Origin of the sequence: Chryseobacterium sp. KLBC 52 (assembly GCF_003347605.1) — a bacterium.
Classification (GTDB): Bacteria; Bacteroidota; Bacteroidia; order Flavobacteriales; family Weeksellaceae; genus Chryseobacterium.
Genome location: NZ_QDFZ01000001.1, coordinates 49,723 through 73,629 on the forward strand (window position 1 = coordinate 49,723; position 23,907 = coordinate 73,629).

Here is a 23,907-nt window from a genome sequence, read left to right on the forward strand (position 1 = left end):
TGTGGATATTTTCTTTCTTGTAGTATAGAAAAGATAATTTAAGGAAATGATAAAGTATTCTCCCAAATAATTACCACAAAGCATAAATCATACAGATTTTGTAATAAACCATACACCTCATTCAGAGCACTTCTTTTTAATTTTGTCTTAAATAGATTGGAAATGAAGACCTCAGACAATAATATCTCCCGTAAAGACTTTATCCGAAACTCAGTGCTGGCTGTAGCGGGACTCACTTTAATACCGAATATCATGACTGCATCGCCTTTCGATGAGAAAAATCTTTCAGTAAAAGGAAAAATGAGCCTGAAAAATGTTCGTCTGGAAACTGGTTTTGATTACCAGGATGGAGAAGTGTCTTCTACCAAAACAGGTCTTTTTTATGTAGAAGTTGAAAACGGAAAAATCACAAAGATTTCACCCAATCAACCGAATGCTAAAGCGGTAGATGCAAAAGGTCTATTGATGCTTCCCGCATTTAAAGATATGCATATTCACCTTGATAAAACGTTCTATGGAGATCAGTGGCAGGCCGTGAGAAAAAGAACCGGAGGGGTAAAAGGCATGATAGAACTGGAGCAGAAAATGCTTCCTGAGATGCTGAAAAATTCAACTTTCAAAGCTGAAAAACTGATTGAGTTATTACAGTCTAAGGGAACTTCCTATGCAAGAAGTCACGTGAATATTGAACCGACTTCCAAACTTCAGTCATTAAAAAATCTGCAAAAAGCGTTAGAAAATAAGAAGAAAGGTTTTGGAGCCGAGCTGGTGGCATTTCCACAGCATGGTGTTTTCTATACGGATTCCGTACCTTATCTGAAAGAAGCGGCGAAGATGGATATTGATTTTATCGGTGGAGTAGATCCTTTCAACATCGATGGAGATATCGAAAAAGTGGTAGATTTTACGGTTCAGCTTGCTTTAGACAATAAAAAAGGAATAGATATTCACTTACACGAAACCGGAGACTCGGGATTGAAAACGGTAGAATATCTGATTAAAAAAGTGAATGAAAACCCTGCTTTGAAAGGGAAAACCTATTTGAGCCACTGTTTTGTTCTTGGAAAATTAGAAGCGGCGAGACAGGAAGAAATTGCTGAAAAATTAGGTGAAGCACAGATCGGAATTGTCTCTACAATCCCTTTCGGAAGGCTGATTATGCCTATTCCAACGCTTTACAAACATAACGTAACTGTCCTTACCGGGAATGACAGCATTGTAGACCACTGGAATACTTTCGGGACAGGAAGTGTACTTCAGAAAGCCAATTTAATGGCACAATTGTATGGATATTCAACAGAGTTTTTATTATCAAGAAGCTTAAAACTGGCCACTGGAAATATTCTTCCGTTGGATGATAAAGGAACTCAGCAATGGCCAAAGTCAGGTGATAAAGCAGATTTTGTATTGATCAACGCAAGTTGCTCCGCAGAAGCAGTATCAAGAATTTCAGAGGTGGAATCTTTAGTTCACAATGGTAACGTTGTTTTTTAATTTAAAATAAAAAAGGATTAAATAAATTAATATATAATCTAGTTGTGTTTTTTCGACCACAAAGGGCATGAAAGCTTTACGGGAAAGCCTGCGAATCTGTTAAGATTTTCAGAGACCGTCACTGAATGAAGATAGAGACTGAAGATAGAGTGATGCAGATAAAGCTTTTGTTCCTTTTGTGGTTGTTTTAGTTTTTTCTCTCATAAATTTTAGTAATTTTAGGAGAAAATCAGGTAGAGTGGCTTATCATACAGATCATTTTCCTATTTTGGGAATTCAGGAATTTAGTGAAAATCAGCTGAAAGGCTGTAATCTGCTGTTCAATGAACTTTCCGGTGCGCGCTCCATTGATGATCCGCACAAACATGACTTTTTTATCATCAATCTTTTTGAGCAGGGAGTAGGCTCACACGCCATAGATTTTACAGAATATGAGGTGAAAGATTACCAAATTCATCTTGTTTTTCCGGACCAGGTACATCAATGGGTGATTGAAAAAGAAACCATCGGATATCAGCTGATGATCAGCAGAGATTGGTTTGAAAGTTTTCTGCCCTCGTTAAGATTTTCTGCCTCCTATTACCAGAACCATCCGGTGATCAATCTTTCCAAAGAAGTTTTTGAAACTTTTCTCTATGAATTTCAGGCCATTCAGAAAGAACTGAACGGAGAAAAAGTCTTTTGGGAACTGATTCAGAAAAGAAGTGAACTCATCGGTTTATTGGTGAGTAAATCTGTGGAAGGTGCTTATAAAGATTTTGAAGTCTATAATTCAAATCCTATTATTTCAAAATTTCTGCATCTCATTGATGAGTATTTCAAAACAGAAAGATCCGTTTCTTTCTATGCCGATAAACTGAATATTTCTGCCAACTACCTGAATATTGTCTGCAAGAAAAACCTCAATGCTTCGGCTTCATCCCTTATTCAGGACCGCATTTTACTGGAAGCAAAGAGACTTTTAAAAGTTTCCGAAATGTCTGTAAAAGATATTGTGTATGACCTCGGGTTTTATGATCATGCCAGCTTTTCCAAATTCTTTAAAGCCCAAACAGGAATGACACCTTCCCAGTTTAAAGAATAATCTGTACAAAACAAGACATAATTGATACACCGGTTTTACCCTCAAGCCGGCTTAATTTTGTATTGTTAAATTTTAAATCATGAAATTTCCCTATCAATTAACTGCAAAAGGAAACTATTCCCTTAAAAATGTCCGCCTGGAAACAGGTTTTGAATACGAAAATGAAGAGGTTACCGGAACAAAAACAGACCTGTTCAGTATCGAAATTGAAGACGGAAAAATAAAAAGTGTAAAAGCCAATGATCCTGCTTCCCAAGCGATAGATGCTAAAGGATATCTGATGCTTCCTGCTTTCAGGGATATGCACATCCATCTGGATAAAACATTGTATGGTCTTCCATGGCAGGCACTTTCTCCAAAAAGAAGAACGGTGAAAGATATGATCGCTTATGAACAGGAAATCATCCCTGAATTGCTGAAAACTTCGGTAAGCAGAGCAGAACAGCTGATCAGTCTGCAGCAGCATTATGGGACTCATTTTGCAAGAACTCATTTCAACATAGATCCTACATCAGGATTGAAATCTCTGGAACATCTTGAGCAGGCACTTGAAAACAAAAAAGATTCTTTCAAAGCTGAACTGGTAGCCTTTCCCCAACATGGAGTGTATTACACAGAATCTGCTCCTTTGATGAAAGAAGCTGCCCAACTGAAAATTGTAGACTTTATTGGAGGATTGGATCCACTGAGCATTGATGGAAGTATTGAGAAAGTAATGGATTTTACGGTTCAACTGGCTTTAGATCACAATAAAGGAATTGATATTCATCTGCATGAAGCAGGAGAGTCGGGAATGAAAACGATCAATTATCTGATTGATAAAGCCATGGAAAATCCGGCACTTCAGGGAAAAACGTTTGTAAGCCATGCATTTGCTTTAGCTCACCTTTCTCCTAAAGAAACAGAGCAGATTGCAGAAAGACTGGCTGCCGGAAAAGTAGGAATTGCTTCTTCTGTACCTTTTAAAGGAAAGATAATGCCTATTCCAACCCTGAAAAAATACGGAGTAAATGTATTGATCGGAAATGATAATGTACAGGATTACTGGAGTACTTTCGGATCCGGAAATATGCTGCAGAAAGCGAATCTGATTGCAGAGCTGTATGGTTATGCTACGGAATATGCCTTATCAAGATCTTTGCAGTTTGCTACTCAAAGCACTCTTCCTCTGGATGAAAAAGGAAAGCAGCAATGGCCTAAAGCCGGTGATGAAGCCGCTATTGTTCTGACAGACGCGTCATGTTCTGCAGAAGCTGTATCCAGAATGTCAGAAATTAAAGCCCTGATGAATGACGGGAATTTATTCTGGAGAAATTAATCTGAAGTATATATATTTTTTATACACTTGTTTTTTGTAATTGCCATCGGGAATTTCCTGGTGGCTTTTTTTTATAAATGATGAATGATGATTGATGAATGATCGATGATGAGGTTTCTGGGTGCGGGATTCGAGGTTTTGAGATCCGTGATTCGTGATTCGAGTTTTGAGGTTTTGGGTTGGGGTTGTGAACTTCGAACTTTTTATATTCAATAGGAACGGGCTTTAGCCCGTTTAAATCTAATAGAATAAACTCCTCAGGCTTTAGCCCAAACTTATGAAAGAACATCTATCTGTGTTCAAACCCAAAAATTACTGTTCATATTCCCTTTTTCTGTTTTTACAATATGAACACCTCTTAATATTAATTTCGTGAGACCAACATCATATCGGATAATAACGATAAAAAAAGCCCTCAGAAAATATTTCCGAAGGCCTTTTATTTGAAATTAAATCTAGGTACTTATATGATGATATGTTATAAGTTGAAGTTAGTCCATCCTGCATACCATGTATCCGTAGCATCTTTTACAGCACCTCTGTAAGTAACCTGTGTAAACCAGGTTGCTAATTTAGGGTTGGTAAATGCTCCACCTGTTAATAATGGAGATCCAGCATTAGGCGTAAAGTTTGGTGTAGTTCCTGCAGGAGCCCATGCACCGGCAAGTTTTACATCAGCTGTAGAAGCAAGGATTGTATTTCCTTTAGCATTAAACCACGTTGTAAGATCGTTTAATGTATAGGTTGTCGGAGTAGAGGTAGATGGTCCGAATTTTAAAGGAGTTGTATTTCCTGCTAAAACGTTGTTTTCAAAGAATAATTTATTACCTACGATGTTGTTATCCGTTGGAGATCCTTTAGTAGCATCAATGAATAAACCAACCGGAAATCCTGTGAATACAGAGTTGAATACAGAGATTGAAGAGTTTCTTCTGATCTGTAACGCATTCTGGAATAAAGCATTGATTGATCCCGGAGCTGCAGAGTTGATTGGCCCGATAATCGTCATGTTTGAGAACGTAGCTGAAGTCTGAGGCGTTAAAGTAGAACCGTTAGCATCATTATCAGATTCAAATGCGTTAGAACCGGAAACGTCTGCTACCTGAGAATCTCTTACAGCAATACCAAACTGTACATTTCCTGAATACCCGTTATCTGTATCGAAATCGTCATCAAGACCTTTGTAAGAAATAAGGTGAGAACAGTTTACTGTTCCTCCGAACCATTCAAAACTGTCATCATTAGCATACGCAACTTCTACATAATCTACTGTAGTTCCATTACCTACACCACCGAAGGTAAGTCCGTTGATCTCTTTATCTGGTAAGAATGCATATCCTGCATATTCTATTCTTACATATTTTAATACACCACTGTTGTCAGCAGCGTTAGTTCCTCCATAAAGTCCAAGACCTTCAGAGTTGTTGATCCCTCCTTCAATTTCTCCCACTCCGTTTGCACCTCCGAAAGATGCATTAGTAGGAGCATTTCCTAAGATTACTACACCTGCCCAGTCTCCTCTTTTAGGACTTGCTTTTTCTGAAGTGAAGATAATAGGATTAGCAGCAGTTCCTTCTGCCATGATTTTGCTTCCTCTTGTAATGATTAAAGCTCCGTTTTTATCAGCCTCACCTACAATCTTTGTACCTGGCTCGATCGTTAAAGTAGCTCCGTTAGTTACATATACCAGTCCTCTCAGCTTATAAATTTTATTTGCTTTAAGCGTAGTATTGGAAGTGATTTTTCCTGAAAGAATAAGGTTTTCAGTTTCTCCGTTTCCGTTACCTCCATTTTGAATAATGGTAGGTCCATCTTCTTCTATATTTCTACATGCGGTAGTTGATACTAGAGCGCCAAGCATTAAAGAATATAAAACGAACTTTTTCATGTTATAAAGAATTAAATTATTTATTAGATTATTTGTTGAGTGAATTAAAAATTGTATCCCAGTGTTAAACTGATATTGGTTCCTGTAAGTCTTTCAATAGCAAGAGCATCTTTGCTGTCATATTTGCCATTGTCGTTCAGGTCATGGTAGAATTTCGCACGACGGTTCAGGATATCTGAAACATTCAGCTTGATCTCTCCCTTGTTGCTCCATAGTTTTTTAGCAAGCTGGAAGTCAAGAAGAGGTCTAGGTGCTTCCCAGATTGGTGGAACCTGATCGTTTCCTACGTAAAGGATTCTTCTTCCAATCATGTTGAATAATAATGTTGAAGACCATCCTGATTTTTCAGTATCATACTGAAGACTTAGGTTTACAGTGTATGGAGATTGTCCCTGCATTGGTCTGTCAATATTAGTAGCTTCGTCCGTTACTCTGTTTTTGATTAATGCTACGTTTCCACCAAGGGTAAAGTTTTTAAGAGCACTTACAAAATCCAGTTTTTTTCTGGCTTCAACTTCCAATCCATAAGCATCAGCTTTATCTACGTTAAGGTAGTTGAAGGTGTTACTCGTTCCTACCCCTGATTGGTTGAAGTATAATTCGATAGGTTTTTTGAAGTTTTTATAGAAACCTGCCACGGAAATAATTTCTCCGTTTCTTGGATAGAATTCCCAACGAAGGTCGGCACTCGTGATTTTAGTTCTTTCGATAGATTTGTTACCGATTACCGTTGCTCCAAGGTCAAAATCATAGTATGCCAAAGGAGAAACCTCTCTGAATTCCGGTCTTACAACAGTTTGTGAACCTGCAAGACGGATATTCATTTTAGGATTTACTTTGAATGTTAAGTTAACAGCAGGTAAGAAATCTGTAACACGTGTATTGACAAAACGGTCATCGCTTTTCTTCGTGCTTCCTACCAATTGGTCAAAGTTCTCCACTCTTAATCCCCAAACTGCTCTTAACCATGGTGTGAAGTTGTTATCAAACTGTAAATATCCTGCGTTAAGGATGGTGTTGGCAATATATCTGTACTGGTTTCCAGCAATTTCATCAAATGTAAATCCTCCGTTAGTTCCGAAATTACCAGGATTGAAAATAGTTTCAAAAGGCTGGGAAAGTAATCCCTGATTGAAGTTCTCAAGTCTTACAGAGAATGGTCTTGAGTTGTATATTCTGTCTTTTACCTGGAATAAATACCCTCCTTTGATCGTTTGCTTTTGTCCGAACATCGTAAACGTCTTGGATACGTCACCTCCTGCATTATATAAATAGTCACTTAATGTAGAGTAGAATACACTTCCTGATTTCTGAGAAAGACCATTAGAAATCAATGCTAAATAAGGACTTCCCGGCATGGTAGTATATTGATTGTACTGTAAACGCTGTAGCAAAGGAATATACTGATCAAGGATTCCGAAACTTCCGTACCAGTTTACGGTCAATCCGCCAAGAACATCAATTTTATGATTACCGGAAAGGGTAGAGTTATAGAAAGTAGTTTCTTTAAATCCAATTTCCCTTGCCATGATATTGGTACCGTTAATCGGATCAAATTCAAAGTCCTTTCCTGTTCTGAAGGACATGTGGTTTACCGTATTGTTGGTAATGATATTCTTCAGGGAAATTTTATTATTGTTGTTCAGCTTTAAAGAAAGGTTCAACATCCCTCCTAAAATGATATCATTACTGTATTTTTCTGTAAAATAATCGAAGTTGGTGTCAGCAAGCTGGTTGTTGATCGTAAAGAAACGGTTGGTAGACTCAGTTCTTCTTTTGTTGTTACTATAGTTTAAAACAGCAATTACTCCTAAATCTTTTCCAAATAATTTCGTATTGAAACCTCCGTCTAACTGTAAACTTAAGTTTTCAGGATAACCGATACTGTTGTATCCAAGATTCTTTGTATATCCTTTACCAATCTCTGTTTTCTGTGCTTCAGTCAGAATACTGAAAGCATTTTTTGCAGGCATATTGGTAGGAAGTTTTCTGTAACCGTCATCAATTCCTAAAAAGTCCCACTTTCCTCCTTTCTGCATGTGGAATTCCTGTCCCATAGTAGCGGTGTTTCCACCTACACCTACCTGTACATTGAAGAAGTTTTTATTAGGAATATCTTTCGTATTTACCTGAATCAGTGCACCTCCCCATTCACCTGTATATTCAGGAATGAACGTTTTGTTGATGACAAGGGTTTCGATAACGTTAGCAGGGAAAAGGTCAAAAGAGAAAGTCTTTCTGTCAGGTTCTGTACTGGATAACTGAATACCGTTCAGCATCGCCTGGTTATAACGGTCTGATAAACCTCTTACGACAATATATTTTCCGTCAAATAAACTCACCCCGGAAACTCTTTTCAGAACTTCACCCGTGTTTCTGTCCGGACTTCTTTTAATAGCTTCAACACCAATAACCTGAGAAACTACACCGGCATTCTTTTGTAATCCGATGGTAGAGGCTATCGTTTCTTTTCTTGCGTTTGATTTTATGACAACTCCCTCAATTTCTTTTTCTTTGGTAGAGGGTTTATCCAGAACGATATCAAGATGAGTGTTACCTTCATTCTTTATAATAACTTCACTGATTTCTTTTCTGTTATACCCGTTGGAACTTACCGTTACAATGTAATTGGCACCGGGAGAAAGGTTGATAGAGTAGTATCCGGAAATGTCAGTCGTTACTTCCTGACCATTTACTTTTACTTTTACCCCTTCTATAGGAGTATTGTCTTTCTCGTCCAATACCCTACCTTCCAAAATCTGACTTTGTGCAAAAGCATAGCCAGCAGAAAACAAGGCAAGTAGCATGATGCTCTTGTGGAGTTGTTTTTTCATTATTACTTCTTTTACTTCTTTTTCAAGGGCAAAATAAAGGCTAAGTTTTTAAGAAAACTTTAGGAGAATCTTAATTAATTATGAAGTTTGTATTAACGAAAGAATAGATTTTATACTTATCGATGTTTAATTTATATAATTATAATTTTTGTTTTAATGTTAATTATTATTCCTTATATTTGATTTGTGTATATTTATTTATTGATTTTTTTATTGATTTTGTAATTTATAACTGCGGTGTTATTTTTTAATAATTAGTTAACATTTGGCAGATAGATGAAATCAATTGAAATAATTAATTTTGTGGGAATTCTTAAACTAGAAGATGAGCAAAAAAATTCTTTTAATAGACGATGAACTGGACATTTTAGAGATTCTGTCTTACAATTTGGAAAAGGAAGGGTATGATATCTATACCGCTACCAATGGTAACGAAGGTATAGAAAAAGCGAAGGAAATTGTTCCGGATCTTATCTTATTAGATGTCATGATGCCTGAAAAAGATGGGATAGAAACCTGTCAGGAACTTCGTAAAGTGAAAGAACTGCAAAAAACACTTATTGTGTTCCTTTCTGCAAGAAGCGAAGAGTTTTCTCAGTTAGCAGGTTTTCAGGCGGGAGCCAATGATTATGTCGTAAAACTGATCAAACCAAAGATCCTTATCTCTAAAGTAAATGCATTATTGCAGCTAACCTCTCAGGTTTCTGACAATGCTAAACTCATCGAAATCGGAGACCTTGTTATTGACAAAGATAATTTCAGAGTTTCCAAAAGCGGGCAGCAATTTCTTCTTCCTAAAAAAGAATTTGATTTGCTTTACCTTTTGGCTTCCAATACTGAAAAAGTTTTCAAAAGAGAAGAGATCCTGGAAAAAGTTTGGGGTAATGATGTGATCGTAGGAGAAAGAACCATTGATGTTCACATCAGAAGACTGAGAGAAAAACTGGGAATCAATACGATTCAGACATTAAAAGGGATTGGGTATAAACTGATCGTTTAATTATTTAAAAATCTTAACTTTACGTTCAATCATTAAAACGTTGTAAAATTGAAATTTTACAGACTTACTCTCGTTGCCTCCTGTCTGCTGACACTGGTAATGCTCCTTTTAGGTGTCGTATTCGATTCGCTGAAAGATATCTATTATGAGACCCCTTTGTTCAAAACGGGTCTTTTCATCTGTATTGTCCTGATCTTCCTGATCAACTGTGTAGTACTGGAGCTCCTCTTCAATTACTACAGCAGAAAACAGGTTAAAGGCCTTTCCGGATTTCTTCCGCAGGAAATAGTACAGAATCATGACGAAAATATAACCATTAAAGAATTAGGAGAAAGATTTTCAGATCTCAATCAACAGCAGGTATCAGAAATTGATATGATGAAAGAGATGGAAAGTTATCGTAAAGAATACATTGGAAATGTTTCCCATGAGCTTAAAACCCCTTTGTTTTCTATTCAGGGATATGTAGAAACTCTGAGAGATGGCGGAGTAGATAACCTTACCATCCGGGATAAATATCTCGAAAGAATTGATAAATCGGTAGAAAGACTAATCGCTATTGTAACAGATCTTGATATGATTAACAGGCTGGAAGCCGGTGAAATCAATCTTACCGTTTCAAAATTTGATGTCAACCTTCTGATCAAAGAAATTTTTGACCTTCTTGATCTTGAAGCTGAAAAAAGAAATACAACATTACAAATTCAGACCCTTCACCCGCAGATCTTTGTGGAAGCCGATAAACAGAAAATTTCTCAGGTTTTTATTAACCTGATCTCCAATGCCATTCATTATGCCAACAGACAGGAAGCAAAAGTGATTGTAAAAACCAGTATTCTGAAAAATAAGGTGCTGATAGAGGTGATAGATAACGGAATGGGAATAAAATCTGAAATTCTTCCGCGAATCTTTGAAAGATTTTACCGTGTGGAAACCAGCAGAAGCAGAAGAGAAGGCGGTTCCGGACTTGGGCTGGCGATTGTAAAGCACATCCTTGAAGCACACAACGAAAACATTACCGTAGAAAGTGTGTACCTTGAAGGAACGAAGTTCAGTTTTATGCTCGAAAAAAGTAAATAATTCCGGCAAAATGTAAGAAAAAAAAATATTTTAAAAAATCCTGAAATATTTTTTTGTCACATGTCATTTATTATATATTTGCAACAGAGATTTATCATAATTATAAAGGCAAAAAAGTAATTTAAGAAACTGATATGGTTTACAAAATCCGCGTAATATTAGATGCGAAAGAGGATATTTTCCGTGATGTCGAAGTTAAGGGAAAACAAACGTTATGGAACTTACATTTAGGAATTAAAAGTGCATTCAGTCTGCAGGGAGATGAGCTTTCTACTTTTAATCTGTTGGAAGATGACGGAACAATCGTAAAAAGTGTCCCATTGGAAGATATGAGTGATGATGGTGATGGTGAGATCATGTCAGATGTTTATATTGATGAAGCTTTTGAAAATGTAGGAGACAAGGCACAGTTCCAGTATGGGCTTCTTGATCTTTGGGAATTCTTCTGTGAGCTTATTGAAGTGATCGAAGAAACAAAAGGCGTGAACTATCCAATCACAGTATACAGATTCGGAAATGTTCCGTTAAAGGCTCCTAGCAAAAACGGAAATGCAGGAGGTGGAAAAAAGAAGTCAGCAATGCCGTTGGTAGATGATGAGTTTGGTTTTGATGACGATTTCGGAGGAGGAAACTTTTCAGATGAAGATGACGACAACTTTGATGATGAGGAAGAGGAAGACTACAATGACGATGTCTTTGATGATGAGGATGACAATGACGACGAAAGATAGTCAATAAAATATATGAGCCCTGGGTTGTAACCCGGGGTTTTTTATGCCTGAAAAATGCGAATTCAAAAATAAGCTGATTGATGAATTTTCCTTTTTGTTTTTATCATTTCTCCATGTAATAATTTCACGTTTTTACCTTTTCTCTCCAAAAACAATCCTTACTTTTGTTAAAAATAGTTTAATGAAAAAATTAATTTTGTTAGCTGTAATTGGTCTGGGAATTGTTTCCTGTACCACTCAAAAAAATATCCGGAAGATGACAGAACTGCCAAAAGATTGGAAACATACTACAAATATCTACGAAGTAAACATAAGACAATATACTCAGGAAGGAACTTTCAAAGCATTTGCAAAAGAGATGCCCCGCCTGAAATCGATGGGAATAAAAACCCTTTGGTTCATGCCTATCACACCCATTGCCCAGCAGAACAAAAAAGGAAGTCTGGGAAGTCCGTATGCTGCGGCAGATTACACCTCTGTTAATCCGGAATTTGGTACACTACAGGATTTTAAGGATATGGTGAATGAAGCCCACCGATTAGGATTTAAAGTAATCATAGATTGGGTAGCCAATCACACAGGGTGGGACCACGTTTGGACAAAAACACACCCTGAATTTTATCTTAAAGATCCTGACGGAAAATTCCATATTGCTTCCGGAATGGATGATATTATTGAATTGGATTATAAAAACCAGGAAATGCGACAGGCTATGATAGATGCTATGAAGTTCTGGGTGCAGGAAACCAATATCGACGGATTCCGATGTGACCTTGCTTCATGGGTAGAAGTTGATTTCTGGGAACAGGCACGTCCTGAAGTGGAAAAAGTGAAACCCCTTTTCTGGTTGGGAGAATTTGATGAGTTGGAAAGTCCCGAATATGGTAAAGTTTTTGACGCCAGTTATTCCTGGAAATGGATGCATAAATCTGCCGACTATTACAAAAATAATGAACCTCTTCAGGAATTAAAAGATCTTCTGAGACAGTATTCCAATATCGGAGATACCTCAATGCGAGCCTGGTTTACCACAAATCATGATGAAAACTCGTGGAACGGAACCGAATATGAGAAATATGGAGTGATCACCAAGCCTATGGCAGTATTCTCTGCCACATGGAATGGTGTACCGCTATTATACTCAGGACAGGAACTTCCCAATATGAAGAGATTGGAATTTTTCGAGAAAGATGTTATCAAGTGGACGAATACGTATCAGGTTGCTGATTTCTATAAAACACTATTGGATTTAAAAGCTTCCAATCCAGCCTTAAGAGGCGGAGATGCTAATGTAACAACCTATCTTCTCAATACGACAGCCAATGATAAAATTCTCGCTTATGTAAGGAAAAATGGAAAAGATGAAGTGCTGGTAGTACTGAACATGTCAAAAGAACCGGTTAATTTCTCCATTGAAGACGACCATCTGTCCGGAACATTCAGAAATATTTTTGATAAAACAAAAAGAGATTTCAGCAACGGAAAAGACTTCAGTTTCAAAGTTTCTGATTATGCCGTATTTGAAAAATAAAAAGCAATGCCTTTGAAACTTAGCTTAAACAGTAAATTTTAACAATTTGTCTTTAAAGGTGCTCAATTCCCCTCCGCTGGAGGGGTGTCAAAATCTATGATTTTGACGGGGTGGTTTATCTGCCCGCAATAAAAAACAATCATCCAATGAACAAACAGGAAATAATCAATATCATAAAAGCAAAAGCGGCAGACAAAATCCGGTATTTTGAAAATCTTATTGCAGAAACAAGAGCTTCCAACAACGATACGAAAAGCTCAATGGGGGACAAATATGAAACCGGAAGAGAAATGCTTCAGCAGGAAATCAATAATCTGCAGAGACAGTTGAATGAGGTATTGAACCAGCAGGCTGTTTTGCAAAAAATAACATCTGATCCTTCAGAAAAAGTTCAGAACGGAGCTTTGGTAAAAACCGATAAAGGACTCTTTTACGTAGCAGTTTCTATGGGAGAAATTGTTTTTGAAAACCAGAAAATCATGACCGTTTCTGCAGAATCTCCTTTGGTTAAAATCATGTATAGTAAAAAGGCAGGAGAAAATTTCATTGTCAACACCATTCATCAGACTATTGAAAATATATGGTAAAATTAAGATCTGTTAGATTGCAGATATACAGTTGTTTAATAGAAAATAAACATTGTCTCTATAAAAAGCATTCATAAAAGTGAGTGCTTTTTTTGTTGGTTTTTACTAAATTTGGAACTTAAAATCTCATTCAAAATGCAAAACTACCTGGATCTTTTACAGCATATTTTAGACAACGGAACTGATAAAACCGACAGAACAGGCACTGGAACAAGAAGTGTTTTCGGTTATCAGCTGAGGTATGATCTGTCTAAAGGATTTCCTTTGGTAACCACAAAAAAAGTGCATTTGAAATCCATTATCTATGAATTGCTTTGGTTTCTGAAAGGAGATACCAATATTAAGTATCTTAAAGATAACGGAGTAAGCATATGGGATGAATGGGCCAATGAAAATGGAGATCTGGGACCTGTCTACGGAGCGCAGTGGAGAAGCTGGAGTGGAGCAGACGGAAAAGTGGTAGATCAGATTACAGAAGTAATCGATCAGATCAAAAAAAATCCGGATTCCAGAAGACTGATCGTATCAGCCTGGAATGTGGCAGAAATTCCTAACATGGCTTTGGCTCCTTGTCACGCTTTATTCCAGTTTTATGTAGCTGATGGTAAATTATCCTTACAGCTATATCAGAGAAGTGCCGACGTTTTCCTTGGCGTACCCTTCAATATTGCAAGTTATGCACTACTGTTGATGATGGTAGCCCAGGTTTGTGATCTTGAAGTAGGAGATTACGTTCACAGTTTTGGAGATGTTCATATCTACAACAATCATTTTGAACAGGTAAACAGACAGCTTGGAAGAGAACCAAAAGCACTTCCTACAATGAAACTGAATCCTGATGTTAAAGACATTTTTGATTTCAATTTCGAAGACTTTACGTTGGAAAATTATGATCCGCATCCAGGGATCAAAGCTCCTGTAGCGATTTAATATTTTTATATCTTTTTATTTTTTAAATTTACTTCTATTATTTTAACAGTAATAGAAGCATTATCTGTGCTCATAAGTCGGGAAATCAGAATATAAATCCTTTGGTAGACTTTCTTTTGACAATAGTTTCTTACATTTGAAAGAACAACTCCATCGGATCCTTTTTTGTAAAAGAATCTGTAGACTTGCAGTAAATCATAAATACCAAATGCTTAAGAACAAATTATGAAGTATTTAAAAATTAATATAGAAGACAAGGCAGATATGGAAGCATTGAAAAACGCAGTACTTCAATTGAAAGGTGTAGCATCCGCAGAAATAGTGGATGACGAAAATCCGGAAAGTGAACTCAAAAAAGCCTTCGCAAAAACGAAAGAACAGCTTAAAACAGGTGACTATGAAACATTAGTCAATGATATTTTCGACATTATCATCAAAAAATAATTCTAAAAAATAATAAAGTAGACCGATGAGAAAGGCCATTTTATCAATTGCTATACTTGGAATTTTATTTTCCGCCAATGTATCAGCACAAACTGAAACTTCAGGAAGGGAAAAAGTGTACAGAGCTACCCACACTAAAGTAACAGAACTTAAACACACCAAGCTAAAAGTAAATTTTGATTATCAGAAAGAACAGATGAACGGGGAAGAATGGCTTACTGCCTCTCCTTACTTCTATGCAACCAACGAGCTTACTCTTGATGCAAAAGGAATGCTGATTCATGAAGTGGCTCTTGATAACAGTGGCAAAAAATCTCCTTTAAAATACGAATACAAAGACGATATTCTAAAAATTACTCTGGATAAAACCTATCAGAGAAACCAGGATTATACCGTTTACATCAAATACACCTCCCGCCCGAATGAAGTGAAACAGGAAGGAAGTATGGCGATCAATGATGCAAAAGGATTGTATTTTATTAATGCTCAGGGAACAGAACCGGATAAGCCTACACAAATCTGGACACAGGGAGAAACCGAATCTTCTTCCGCATGGTTCCCAACAATTGATAAACCCAACCAAAAGACTACACAGGAAATCTATATGACAGTTCCTGATAAATATGTTACCCTTTCCAATGGTCTTATGAAAGATTCAAAAAAAGAATCGAACGGACTCAGAACAGATCACTGGGTGATGGATAAAAGACATTCTACCTATCTTTTCTTTATGGGTGTAGGAGAGTATGCAGTGGTAAAAGACAAATGGAAAAATATTCCGGTTGATTATTATATCGAAAAAGAATACGAACCCTATGCCAGGCAGATCTACGGAAATACTCCGGAAATGATCGACTTTTTCTCCAAAAAACTGAACTATGATTATCCATGGGCAAAATATGCTCAGATTTCAGGAAGAGATTATGTAAGTGGTGCGATGGAAAATACCACAGCCACACTTCATGGAAGCGATATCCTTCAGAAACCGGGACAACTTATTGATGAAAATACCTGGGAAGATACCATTGCTCACGAATTGTTTCACCATTGGTTTGGAGACCTGGTAACTGCAGAAAGCTGGAGTAATCTTACCGTGAATGAATCTTTTGCCAACTATTCCGAATACCTTTGGAATGAATACAAGTACGGAAAAGATCAGGCAGATTATCACCTGATGACTGATGTGAATAACTATCTTCACAACCCGGGCGATTTTAATAAAAACCTGGTGAGATTCAACTATGAATCCCGTGAAGATGTTTTTGATCTGGTAACCTATCAGAAAGGAGGTGGCATTTTAAATATGCTGAGAAATTATCTGGGAGATGACGCTTTCTTTGCCGGAATGAACGATTACCTGAAAACCAATGAATACCAAAATGCTGAAGCCCACCAATTAAGACTCTCTTTTGAAAAAGTTTCCGGGAAAGACTTAAACTGGTTCTTTAATCAATGGTATTTTGGAAGCGGAAACCCAAAGATTAATTATTCATCCACCTTTGAGCCGGTAAAAAAACAGGTTGCTGTAACCATTAATCAAACTCAGGAAAAACCATTTGAATTTCCTCTGGCAATAGATGTATACGATAACGGAAAACCTAAAAGATATAATGTCTGGGTAAATGCAGAAGCTAAAAATACTTTCAGTTTTGATGTTTCCAAGGCTCCGGATCTTATCAATATCAATGCGGACGGAGTTTTACTGGCTGATATTACAGATACTAAAACCCCGGAACAGAACCTGATGCAGTTTACCAATTCCAAAGAATTCAAAAGCAGATACCTGGCCTTAAACGGAATTAAAGATCAGGCCGGAAAAAGTCCTGCCGCTGTAAAATTATTGGCTGCCGCATTAAAAGATCCTTTCTTCAGAGTCAGAATAAAAGCATTAAACTTAATAGACCTTACTAATCCTGAACAAATGAAAGCATTGGGTGCTGAAGTGGAAAAAATGGCTTCCAATGATCCGAAAACGTTAACTCAGGCTGCGGCTATTGCGGCTTTAGGAAAAACAAAAGACAAAAAATACCTTCCTTTATTTGAAAAAGGATCGACTGCAGTTTCTAATGCTGTAAAAGGTAGTTCAATGGGAGCACTTCTTTCTATTGATCCGTCAAGAGCCGGCACTCTGGCTGATAAAATTGATATGAAGGGAGCTTCAGAAGAATTGCAGGCACAATTACTGCCCATTATTGTGAAAAACAAAATTACTTCCCAGATAGAAAATATTGCACCTCTTGTTACCTTTTATCCTTTTATTAAATTCCAGAATCCGGAATTGGGAAAAGCAGCTGAAGATGGTTTCAACTGGATCATGACCTCAGATAATCTGAAAGCAACAGAAAGCGTTACAAAAATAGCAGGATATGCCAAAAATCAGATGGCAGGCAATCCGCAAGCTAAAATGATGATGGTTCAGATGCTGAAAGATGGTTTGAGCAAAAAAATGGAACTGCTGAAACAGAATCCACAAAATGCAGCAAGTATCAACAAACAGATCGATGTCATTAATAAAGCTATTGAAAATTATAAGTAAATAAATGAAGCCGGCAGATTTGCCGGCTTTCTTTTGATCATGAAGTGTATATAAATTATTGGATTATCGTTTTTAAATACATTGGTTTTTAACGATGTTGCAAAAATTAGCATTTTTTACCACTGTTTTTTGCATTATCTTTCATAAATTCGTTTAAAATTTAGACAATTATGAGTTTTGGAATTGAAGCAGCGGGGTATTATGTGCCTGGTTTATATTTGGAAATTAAGGATTTAGCAGAAAAAAGAGGAATAGAACCGGCAAAATTGGAAAAAGGCTTAGGTCTTCATAAAATGGGACTTTCTGATGTTCACGAAGACGCTGCTACTTTTGCAGCAGAAGCATTACTGAAGCTTATAAAAGACTATCAAATCAATCCTGAAGAAATAGCAAGAGTATACCTGGGAACAGAAAGCGCTGTTGACGCTGCAAAACCTACAGCTTCCTATGCTGTACAAATGGTAGAAAAAGTTTTGGAAGAAGAATTTGGAACAAGATGCTTCAGAAACTGTGACGTACTTGATATGACTTTTGCCTGTGTAGGAGGAGTAGATGCATTGCATAACGCTCTGGATTTTGTAAGAGTAAATCCAGATAAAAAAGCAGTAGTCATTGCCAGTGATTATGCAAAATATGAATTGGCTTCTTCAGGAGAATACACGCAGGGAGGAGGCGCTGTTGCTCTGTTGGTTTCGTCAAAACCCGATCTTCTTGAAATAGAAAATAACTGGGGAGTTGCTTCAGAAAGTGTCTTCGATTTTTTCAAACCGAGAAGATCATATAATAAAGAAGATTTGAATGGAGCTCCGGAAGCCTATCCTGACAAGATTGAAATTTTCACGGATGAACCTGTTTTTGACGGACAATATTCTAACCAGTGCTATCAGGATAGAATAAAAGAAGCTTATCATCATTATAAAGAAATAACCGGACAGGAAAAGCCCTACGAAAACTGGCAGTATATTATTTTCCATCTTCCTTATGCCTTCCATGGGAAAAGGGTTTTTACAGAAATCTATAGCCTTGAGAACGGTCTTTCCTACGAAACAGCAGATGAACAAAAAGCTGTTGCTAAATCAGAAAACTATCTGAAACTTATTAATGATAAGATAGAAAAAACACAGAGAGCTTCTTCTGAGATAGGAAATATGTACACCGCTTCTATTTTTATGGCATTTCTTTCCGCATTAGAAACATCTTTTAACGAAAATGAAGATCTTTCTGGAAAAGAAATTGGTTTTGTAGGTTATGGAAGTGGTTCAAAATCAAAAGTATTTGCTGGAAAAGTTTCTGCGAACTGGAGAAAGGTAGCAGAAAAATGGAATTTGTTTGAAAGTTTGGCTCAAAGAACAGCAGTAAACTTTGAAACTTATGAAAAACTTCACAGAAAGCAATTGAAAGAATCTGTAAACAGTAATTATAAAGGTTTTGGGCTTGATTCTATTGAAGAGAAAAATCCGGTTTTAATCGGGGCAAGATACTATAGCTTTAAGAAGTAGTAGTTTACTATATATAAAAGAAAGCACCTCAAAATTTGAGGTGCTTTCTTTTTGGGAATATTTTTTATGTCATATTTTTATCATTTTGATACTTTTATGCGAATTTGTATTGCTTGATTTTGAATTTTTTTAAGATATTTTTTTTATTCTGTTAATTTTTTGTGCTGTTTTTTTTGATAAAGTTAAACCTTGTGGTTTTTTTTTCACTTGTTAAAATATAGTCAAATGTCTATTCTGATTTATTTTTTTAATTAATAATAATAATTCCCAATCTGGGCTGGCATTTATTTGTCTTTATTAAGAATTAAATATTTTTTAAGGTATTGTATTACAGTGTTTTGTGAGTTGAATCTGTTAAGGATTATTAACATATTTGCTCAGGATATTAAAAACTGTTAATATGAATGTGAAATCATGCGTACTAAGTGCCGGAGCTTTGTTCTTTATAGGACAGATAGTTGCGGGACAAAAATTGAAAAAGGATACTGTAAAAGTAAGAGATATTGATGAAGTGATTGTTCTTGGTTATAGGAGTATGACCAAGAAGAACGCTGCAACTTCAGTAGCTACCATTGACAGCAAAACTATAGAAAACAGGCCAAACGCCAATGTGATGAATATTATACAGGGACAGTTGGCCGGAGTAAATGTTACAGCGAGCACAGGGCAGCCTGGTGCAAAACCTACGGTTGTTATTAGAGGAGTAGGTACATATAGTGGTAATTCAGACCCTCTATATGTGATAGATGGGTTTCCTTCCAACAGTGATAATTTTAGGTCAATTAATCCCAATGACATTGATACATTTTCTGTATTGAAAGACGCAGCCGCTATTGCGGAATATGGATCTCGAGGATCAAATGGAGTTATATTGATCACTACTAAAAAAGGTAAATTTAACCAAAATATGCGTGTCAGGTATAGCAATCAGTTTGGTATTTCATTTTTACAAGATCCGAAATACAATCTTTCTGACTCTAAGGAATTTTTAAGTCTTCAAAAAATATATGGAGTAGGTGCTGGGGCTAAAATGACTGATGAGCAGATTGCAAGCTATAATATAAACACTGATTGGAAGAAAGTTTTCTTTAGGCCTGCTATTACTCAGAGCCATGACTTATCATTAGAATCTGGGGGAAGAAATATCAATTCATATACATCTATTGGTTATCTCGAAAATGAGGGAATTTTAAGAACAACTGGATTAAAGAGATTTACCGTAAGAAATAATATTAATGGCAAGAGTGAGAATGAACGCTTTAAGTACTCTTTGGTAACAGGGTTAGGTTTTTCAAAAAATAATGAAGCTATTCTTGATGCAGGAGCTGTTAACAGGAATTTTATTTTAGGTGCATACCGTTCTGCTCCATATTTATCTCCTGATTTATACCAAAATGGACAACAATTGTTTGATTTATATAGTAAAGATGGAACATTGTTATATACTCCTTTAATGCTAATGGATAAGTTAGTGAATTATAATAATCTTACAGAGGAAATGAGACTGGATATGGCTGCTAATTTATCTTATAAAATTACAAATGATTTAACAGCGAAAGCGAGAACGTCCGGACAGTATCTTAATACTTGGTTTAATCAGGCAGAATATCCACTTTCTTTTAATGCATTTTTATTTAAAGGAGCACAGGAGTTTTCAGGTTTTGAAGACATGAACCAAAGACGCGAGTTTTTATTTAATAATCTATGGCAACTTGAATATTTCAAAGCATTTGGAAAGCATACTTTTACTCTTCAGGGAAATGCAGAATATAACTATTCGCAGCTTAATACTAATAATAACAGACAGAAAGGCCTGGACCCCAAAACTTTTGTTCCTGGAACGGGATCCGGATATATTGCAGACACCTCAAATAATGATTTTTATGTTTCAGCAACAAGTGCTTCAAAGTTAAAATGGGCCATGATCTCATATTTTGCATCTTTAGATTATGATTTTAGTAAGAAGTATGGAATTACCGGAGTTCTTAGGAGAGATGGAACCAATAGATTTTTTGGAGATAAACAATGGGGTACTTTTTGGTCTGTAGGAGGGAGATGGAATATAGATGAAGAAGAGTTTATGCAAAACGTAAAATTTGTAGATGCATTTAAAATTCGGGCATCTTATGGAACACAAGGTAACCAGAGAATTGTTGATGGAAGTATTTATGCTGGATTAAATCCTCCTGCATATACTAATATATATTCTGTAACCAATAACACATATAACGGAAACCAAGGGTATGCTATCGCTTTTGGTGATAAAGAGTTGAGATGGGAAACAACAAAGCAGTACAATATTGGATCCGACTTTGAATTCTTTAAAAGGATACTAAGAGGGTCGTTTGATTATTATGTGAAAGATACTCATGATTTATACTTGCCTGATCCGACAGCACCAGTGTCAGGTACTTTAAGTATTGTGAGAAATACGGACGTTGTTTTACAAAATAAAGGTATTGAACTAAATCTGGCGTATGACGTAATAAGAAATAAAGAAAACGATATTTCACTAACTTTTAGGGTAAACGGGTCAATCAATAATCAAAAGATAAGTGGCATTCAATCCGGTAATGGCAGGATAACTGACGGGCTGGTAGTAACTGAGAATGGAGGTCTTCTTAGAGAATATTTTTTGTATAAATATTTAGGGGTAAATCCTTCTGATGGTAATTTATTGTTTGAAGATGCTGATGGAAACCCTACAGAAAGTCCTAAGGATTCTGACAGAAAACGTATGGGAGTTAATAAATTACCAAAATATCAGGGAGGTTTTGGATTTGATTTTAGCTACAAAAACTTTTTTGTTTCGTCTACTTTTACATTTGTTGCTAAGCTGAAGCGCATTGATGGTGATATGTCTGATATATATAATCCTAATAATTTAGCTTCGTTTAACGTAGATCGGGATCTTTTAAATGCATGGACAACTACCAATACAAATACGGACGTGCCTTCTTTAAAAGCTGCTAATGTTGGATTGCAGGGAAATTCAGATAGATTTCTTGTAGATGCATCTTATCTCAGACTGAGAAATGTTCAGTTAGGATACAGAATTCCTAAAAGATTTCTGAAGGGCACCTTTATCAGTGATATGTCATTTACATTACAAGGCGAAAATCTATTGACCTTTACAAAATGGCGAGGCTATGATGTGGAAAGTCCAAACGGATCCGATCAACAGAGGTATCCTTCGCCTCGAGTTGTCACGTTTGGTTTTGACGTTAAATTCTAGTTTAATAAATTAAGATAAATTGCAATGAAAAAAATATTTAAATATATCGTAATAACATCGGGAATATTACTTACTTCCTGTGATAATGAGTTGATAAGTCCCTTTACACCCGGATCCTTAACTGAAGAAACAACTGTTACGCAATCTTCAGATCTTCAGAAACTTATGAACTCGACCTATAATCTCTTTTCTAATAGATCAGAAGCTGTGTTTACTTCTGTTTTTACTGACGAAGTTGGAATTGGATATGCGAACGGAGGACAAGGAATATCTCAAGAATATATCTTTTTAGTGGTTCCTTCTTCAGTTCTTGCTGCAAATATTTGGGTTGGCACTTATACAGCATTAGCAAGAGCTAACAGAGTCATTAAATATGCTGATAGTGTACAACCTGTTAGTACTGCTGATGCTGCATTAATCTCCCAATTGAAAGCTGAGGCTCTTACTATGAGAGCTTATGGACATTTAAGGATACTGGCTTATTATTCAACAAATTTAAAAGATGATAATGCTTTGGCAGGAATATTGGCAGATAGAATATTTGAATCTGCTGAAAAAGAAAATCCAAGAGTTAAGAACGGAGAATTTTATGCACAAATCCATAAGGACCTTGACGCTGCATTAACAATTTATAACGGTCTTACCGGATATACTCCAAACAATAGTTTTGCTAATAAAAACTTTGCAAAGGGTTTAAAAGCCCGCGCTTATGCCTATAAAGGTGATTTTGTTAATGCCGAAAAGTGGGCGGATGATGTAATTAATACATCCGGTGTTACTTTAGCCAATCAAGCGGACTACAGGAAAGTTTTTTTTACTGATAATGAACCAGCCAATAAAGAGGTTATTTTCAGATTAAAGAGAACAGCCCAACAAAACTCACAAGCAACTAATTTACATAATGGATGGTGTTCTGTTGCTCCTAATTTAAATGGTTCTCCATTATACGAAGTAAGTCGTGCTTTGTTTAATATTCTGAATCAAAACTCAACTGATGTGAGACGAAATGTAATTGTAGCACCATCTTCTGTTATTGATCCCAACTATGCAACCTCTGCTGATTACAGAAACACAGACAAGCTAATTATTCAGAAGCATGGAGGGACTGAGTCTGGTACTGTTACTGCTGCCACTACAGGAACGAATGGTTTTAATAATGATTTTAAAATAATGAGGATCTCCGAAATGTACCTTATTAAAGCAGAAGCTAGAGCTGCGGCTGGAGATTTACTTGGAGTAGGGCTGGCATTAAAAGCTATTCTAGACGCTAGATTTCCTGTTGCACAAACTCCTCCTGTATTTACAAACGTGACAGCTGCCTGGGCAGGTATTTTGAAAGAAAGGAGATTAGAATTAGCATATGAAGGACACCGTTTTATAGACATGAAAAGATTGGGAATATTAGCTAATGTTACTATTGATAGGGATCCGGCTGATTATTCTTCAAGTTCCGCTAATTATCCTGCAGCGAATCCGGTCAATCTTCCTAATAACAGTTATAAGTTTGCATTACCCATCCCGCAAGATGAGCTAAATGCAAACCCAGGAATTGTTCAAAATCCAGGATATTAAAGGCAAAACTATGTTTTATAATAATTATACATAAAGTGCCAAAACGCGTTTTATTTTTATTATTATAAATTAAAAAATCAAAAGATCTCAACAGATTGAGAGATATACTTCGTTAACATTTTTTTTATATTAATCAACATGAGC

16 protein-coding genes are annotated in these 23,907 nt (G+C 36.3%); 14 read left to right on the plus strand and 2 right to left on the minus strand.

All coding sequences use genetic code 11. The annotated features are described in order from the left end of the window. The first annotated feature begins 162 nt into the window (after positions 1–162). From DDF69_RS00285 to DDF69_RS00295, 3 genes are all read left to right on the plus strand, one after another. Positions 163–1,494, plus strand: coding sequence for an amidohydrolase (locus DDF69_RS00285; RefSeq protein ID WP_114819019.1), 1,332 nt, complete (start codon positions 163–165; stop codon positions 1,492–1,494). A gap of 238 nt (positions 1,495–1,732) precedes the next feature. Next, the gene (locus tag DDF69_RS00290; RefSeq protein ID WP_114819020.1) at positions 1,733–2,578 is read left to right on the plus strand and encodes a helix-turn-helix domain-containing protein; all 846 of its coding nucleotides are present in this window, start codon (positions 1,733–1,735) and stop codon (positions 2,576–2,578) included. A 79-nt stretch (positions 2,579–2,657) separates the two neighbouring features. Then, positions 2,658–3,896, plus strand: coding sequence for an amidohydrolase (locus DDF69_RS00295; protein ID WP_114819021.1), 1,239 nt, complete (start codon positions 2,658–2,660; stop codon positions 3,894–3,896). A 478-nt stretch (positions 3,897–4,374) separates the two neighbouring features. Here the strand turns inward: DDF69_RS00295 and DDF69_RS00305 are convergent, their stop codons facing one another. Beyond that, the gene (locus DDF69_RS00305) at positions 4,375–5,784 is read right to left on the minus strand and encodes a hypothetical protein (RefSeq protein WP_114819023.1); all 1,410 of its coding nucleotides are present in this window, start codon (positions 5,782–5,784) and stop codon (positions 4,375–4,377) included. 44 nt (positions 5,785–5,828) lie between these two features. Next, positions 5,829–8,618, minus strand: coding sequence for a TonB-dependent receptor (locus DDF69_RS00310; RefSeq protein WP_114819024.1), 2,790 nt, complete (start codon positions 8,616–8,618; stop codon positions 5,829–5,831). 325 nt (positions 8,619–8,943) lie between these two features. On the opposite strand from DDF69_RS00310, the gene DDF69_RS00315 reads away from it, so the two are divergent. The 11 genes from DDF69_RS00315 to DDF69_RS00365 all read left to right on the plus strand — a co-directional run bounded on the left by DDF69_RS00315 (position 8,944) and on the right by DDF69_RS00365 (position 23,763). Beyond that, on the plus strand, positions 8,944–9,618 hold the full coding sequence (locus tag DDF69_RS00315; RefSeq protein WP_076596113.1) for a response regulator: 675 nt from the start codon (positions 8,944–8,946) through the stop codon (positions 9,616–9,618). A 48-nt stretch (positions 9,619–9,666) separates the two neighbouring features. Further along, the gene (locus DDF69_RS00320; RefSeq protein ID WP_079242785.1) at positions 9,667–10,698 is read left to right on the plus strand and encodes a sensor histidine kinase; all 1,032 of its coding nucleotides are present in this window, start codon (positions 9,667–9,669) and stop codon (positions 10,696–10,698) included. A gap of 134 nt (positions 10,699–10,832) precedes the next feature. Next, a complete protein-coding gene (locus tag DDF69_RS00325) occupies positions 10,833–11,429 on the plus strand; it encodes an IS1096 element passenger TnpR family protein (RefSeq protein ID WP_114819025.1) in 597 nt (198 codons plus the stop codon). A 181-nt stretch (positions 11,430–11,610) separates the two neighbouring features. After that, positions 11,611–12,960 (plus strand): alpha-amylase family glycosyl hydrolase, encoded by a 1,350-nt coding sequence (locus tag DDF69_RS00330; protein ID WP_114819247.1) that lies wholly within the window; start codon positions 11,611–11,613, stop codon positions 12,958–12,960. Between the two features lie 146 nt (positions 12,961–13,106). Beyond that, positions 13,107–13,547, plus strand: a complete 441-nt coding sequence (locus DDF69_RS00335) for a hypothetical protein (RefSeq protein WP_114819026.1) — start codon at positions 13,107–13,109, stop codon at positions 13,545–13,547. 135 nt (positions 13,548–13,682) lie between these two features. Further along, positions 13,683–14,477 carry a thymidylate synthase gene (locus DDF69_RS00340; protein WP_114819027.1) on the plus strand — a complete coding sequence of 265 codons (795 nt, stop codon included), beginning with the start codon at positions 13,683–13,685 and terminating at the stop codon, positions 14,475–14,477. A gap of 225 nt (positions 14,478–14,702) precedes the next feature. After that, positions 14,703–14,921, plus strand: a complete 219-nt coding sequence (locus DDF69_RS00345; protein ID WP_114819028.1) for a hypothetical protein — start codon at positions 14,703–14,705, stop codon at positions 14,919–14,921. Positions 14,922–14,946: 25 nt separating this feature from the next. Next, positions 14,947–17,457 carry a M1 family metallopeptidase gene (locus tag DDF69_RS00350; protein WP_114819029.1) on the plus strand — a complete coding sequence of 837 codons (2,511 nt, stop codon included), beginning with the start codon at positions 14,947–14,949 and terminating at the stop codon, positions 17,455–17,457. Between the two features lie 170 nt (positions 17,458–17,627). Further along, positions 17,628–18,956, plus strand: a complete 1,329-nt coding sequence (locus DDF69_RS00355) for a hydroxymethylglutaryl-CoA synthase family protein (RefSeq protein WP_114819030.1) — start codon at positions 17,628–17,630, stop codon at positions 18,954–18,956. 400 nt (positions 18,957–19,356) lie between these two features. After that, positions 19,357–22,191, plus strand: coding sequence for a SusC/RagA family TonB-linked outer membrane protein (locus DDF69_RS00360; RefSeq protein ID WP_114819031.1), 2,835 nt, complete (start codon positions 19,357–19,359; stop codon positions 22,189–22,191). 24 nt (positions 22,192–22,215) lie between these two features. Beyond that, the gene (locus DDF69_RS00365; protein ID WP_114819032.1) at positions 22,216–23,763 is read left to right on the plus strand and encodes a RagB/SusD family nutrient uptake outer membrane protein; all 1,548 of its coding nucleotides are present in this window, start codon (positions 22,216–22,218) and stop codon (positions 23,761–23,763) included. Positions 23,764–23,907 lie beyond the last annotated feature (144 nt).

Coding starts and splice junctions, on each gene's coding strand:
- DDF69_RS00285 (WP_114819019.1), top strand. CDS start 163: ATGAAGACCTCAGACAATAATATCTCCCGTAAAGACTTTATCCGAAAC.
- DDF69_RS00295 (WP_114819021.1), top strand. CDS start 2,658: ATGAAATTTCCCTATCAATTAACTGCAAAAGGAAACTATTCCCTTAAA.
- DDF69_RS00305 (WP_114819023.1), bottom strand. CDS start 5,784: ATGAAAAAGTTCGTTTTATATTCTTTAATGCTTGGCGCTCTAGTATCA.
- DDF69_RS00310 (WP_114819024.1), bottom strand. CDS start 8,618: ATGAAAAAACAACTCCACAAGAGCATCATGCTACTTGCCTTGTTTTCT.
- DDF69_RS00315 (WP_076596113.1), top strand. CDS start 8,944: ATGAGCAAAAAAATTCTTTTAATAGACGATGAACTGGACATTTTAGAG.
- DDF69_RS00325 (WP_114819025.1), top strand. CDS start 10,833: ATGGTTTACAAAATCCGCGTAATATTAGATGCGAAAGAGGATATTTTC.
- DDF69_RS00330 (WP_114819247.1), top strand. CDS start 11,611: ATGAAAAAATTAATTTTGTTAGCTGTAATTGGTCTGGGAATTGTTTCC.
- DDF69_RS00335 (WP_114819026.1), top strand. CDS start 13,107: ATGAACAAACAGGAAATAATCAATATCATAAAAGCAAAAGCGGCAGAC.
- DDF69_RS00340 (WP_114819027.1), top strand. CDS start 13,683: ATGCAAAACTACCTGGATCTTTTACAGCATATTTTAGACAACGGAACT.
- DDF69_RS00345 (WP_114819028.1), top strand. CDS start 14,703: ATGAAGTATTTAAAAATTAATATAGAAGACAAGGCAGATATGGAAGCA.
- DDF69_RS00350 (WP_114819029.1), top strand. CDS start 14,947: ATGAGAAAGGCCATTTTATCAATTGCTATACTTGGAATTTTATTTTCC.
- DDF69_RS00355 (WP_114819030.1), top strand. CDS start 17,628: ATGAGTTTTGGAATTGAAGCAGCGGGGTATTATGTGCCTGGTTTATAT.
- DDF69_RS00360 (WP_114819031.1), top strand. CDS start 19,357: ATGAATGTGAAATCATGCGTACTAAGTGCCGGAGCTTTGTTCTTTATA.
- DDF69_RS00365 (WP_114819032.1), top strand. CDS start 22,216: ATGAAAAAAATATTTAAATATATCGTAATAACATCGGGAATATTACTT.